The sequence below is a fragment of the Streptomyces sp. NPDC056160 genome (genome assembly GCF_042268205.1).
GTDB lineage: Bacteria > Actinomycetota > Actinomycetes > Streptomycetales > Streptomycetaceae > Streptomyces.
The window spans coordinates 1-1958 of sequence record NZ_JBHJUW010000002.1 but is presented as its reverse complement, the minus strand read 5'-3'; the positions used below and the strand labels follow the sequence as shown (position 1 = coordinate 1958).

Annotated in this window: 3 protein-coding genes; 1 reads left to right on the top strand and 2 read right to left on the bottom strand. The window is 74.6% G+C overall.

Going from position 1 to position 1958, the window contains the following annotated elements:
- Positions 1–120 precede the first annotated feature (120 nt).
- On the bottom strand, positions 121–648 hold the full coding sequence (locus tag ACFC02_RS00825; RefSeq protein ID WP_376350279.1) for a rhodanese-like domain-containing protein: 528 nt from the start codon (positions 646–648) through the stop codon (positions 121–123).
- Positions 649–771: 123 nt separating this feature from the next.
- On the opposite strand from ACFC02_RS00825, the gene ACFC02_RS00820 reads away from it, so the two are divergent.
- Positions 772–1218 carry an Lrp/AsnC family transcriptional regulator gene (locus ACFC02_RS00820; RefSeq protein WP_360970195.1) on the top strand — a complete coding sequence of 149 codons (447 nt, stop codon included), beginning with the start codon at positions 772–774 and terminating at the stop codon, positions 1216–1218.
- Positions 1219–1240: 22 nt separating this feature from the next.
- Here ACFC02_RS00820 and ACFC02_RS00815 read toward each other — a convergent pair.
- Positions 1241–1958 (bottom strand): SbcC/MukB-like Walker B domain-containing protein (locus ACFC02_RS00815; protein ID WP_376350275.1); only part of this gene is annotated, 718 nt, incomplete at its 5' end.

Below are 1958 nucleotides of genomic sequence, written 5' to 3'. Positions count from 1 at the left end.
CCCGGGGTTGGCGGGGCCTCGCCCACCTGGGGCCCGCGCTGCCCCCGCTGTTTCCGGGGCCTGCGGCCGGGTGGTGGGACGCGGCGGGAATCCGGCCGCTTCCCACCCGCCCCGGCCCCCTCAGCAACCGCAGTCGTCACCCGTGACCGCAGCGGTGAGGGGGTCGGGGCTTCGGCGTTCGCCGCCCTGCCAGGTCTCGTAGGCGAAGCCCTCGCGCACCCAGTACTCGAAGCCGCCGAGCATCTCCTTGACCCGGTAGCCGAGTTCGGCAAGGGCTAGGGCGGCGCGGGTGGCCCCGTTGCAGCCGGGGCCCCAGCAGTAGGTGACGACCGGGACGGACCGGTCGAGCAGGGCCGGGGCCTGCTCGGGGATCAGCGCCGTGGGCAGGTGGACCGCGCCGGGGACGTGGCCCTGGTCCCAGGACTCGGTGGAGCGTGAGTCGACCACGACGAAGCCGGGGTCGCCGGCGGCGAGCGCGGCGGCGACGTCGGACACGTCGGTGTGGAAGGCGAGACTCGCCCGGAAGTGGGCGGCGGCCTCGACCGGGGGCGCCGGGGCGACGCGCAGGACCGGGTCGGCGACGCGCAGGGCCAGGTCGGCGACGCGCAGCGCGGGGTCTGCGGATCCTGCGCCGGTGGTGAGGCTCATCGGCTGTTCCTTCCGTGGTCCGGTCCTCCGAAAAGAAATCTACGGCCGCCGACTCCCTCTTTGAAGCGGTGTTCCACGGCGGTCCTCTTGATCGGCCGGGGATTGGCCTGGTATCCACGGCTCATGACCGTGTTTTCCCCGGACGCCACCGACTGGCGCATCCTCGACGTCCTCCAGCGGGAGGGACGGGCCAGTTTCGCCGAGCTGGCGCGGGCCGTGTCCATGTCCCCGAGCGCGGTCACCGAGCGGGTGCGCCGGCTGGAGGAGGCGGGCGTCATCCAGGGGTACGCGGCCGTGGTCGACCCGGAGCGACTGGGGCTGCCGATCCTCGCCTTCGTACGGCTGCGCTACCCGAACGGCAACTACAAGCCCTTCCACGACCTGGTCGCCGCCACCCCGGAGATCCTGGAGGCGCACCACGTGACGGGCGACGACTGCTTCGTCATCAAGGTCTCCGCGCGGTCCATGCGGCACCTGGAGGAGGTCTCGGGCCGGATCGGCGCGCTGGGCTCGGTGACCACGAGCGTCGTGTACTCCTCGCCCCTGCCCCGGCGCCCCGTGGGCCGCTGAGGGGGGCGCGGGGACGAGGGGGTCAGGCCGGGCCGCTCTGGCGTACGGAGGAGCCCGACCGCCCCTTGACGACCTCCAACTGGGCGTGGACGCGTCGGCGCAGGTCGGCGACGTGGCTGACGATGCCCACGCTGCGGTCGCGTTCGCGCAGCGAGTCGAGGACGTCGAGGACCTCGTCGAGGGTCTGGTCGTCGAGGCTGCCGAAGCCCTCGTCGATGAAGAGGGTGTCGAGCCGGACCCCGCCGGCCTCGTCGGTGACGACGTCGGCGAGACCGAGGGCGAGCGCGAGGGAGGCGAAGAACGTCTCACCGCCCGACAGGGTGGCGGTGTCGCGCTCCCGGCCGGTCCAGGCGTCCACGACGTGCAGTCCGAGACCGCTGCGCCCACGTCCGGCCCGGTCGTCGGAGTGGACCAGGGTGTAGCGGCCCGACGACATGCGCTGCAGCCGCGCGGTCGCCGCTGCGGCCACCTGTTCCAGGCGGGCGGCCAGCACGTAGGACTCCAGGCGCATCCTGCGCTCGTTGTCGGCGGAGGTGCCCGCGGTGAGGGCGGCGAGCCGGGCCACCCGGTCGTACTCCGCGCGCAGCGGCGCCAGGTGGCGTACGCCGGTGGCCGAGCGTGCGGAGAGCCGGTCGAGTTCGGCGCAGCGGCGGGCGGCCGCGTCCCGCGCGGAGGCGGCCTCGCGCAGCCGTCGGGCCGCCGCGTCGGCGGCGGCCTCGGCCGCGGCGACGTCGGCGGCC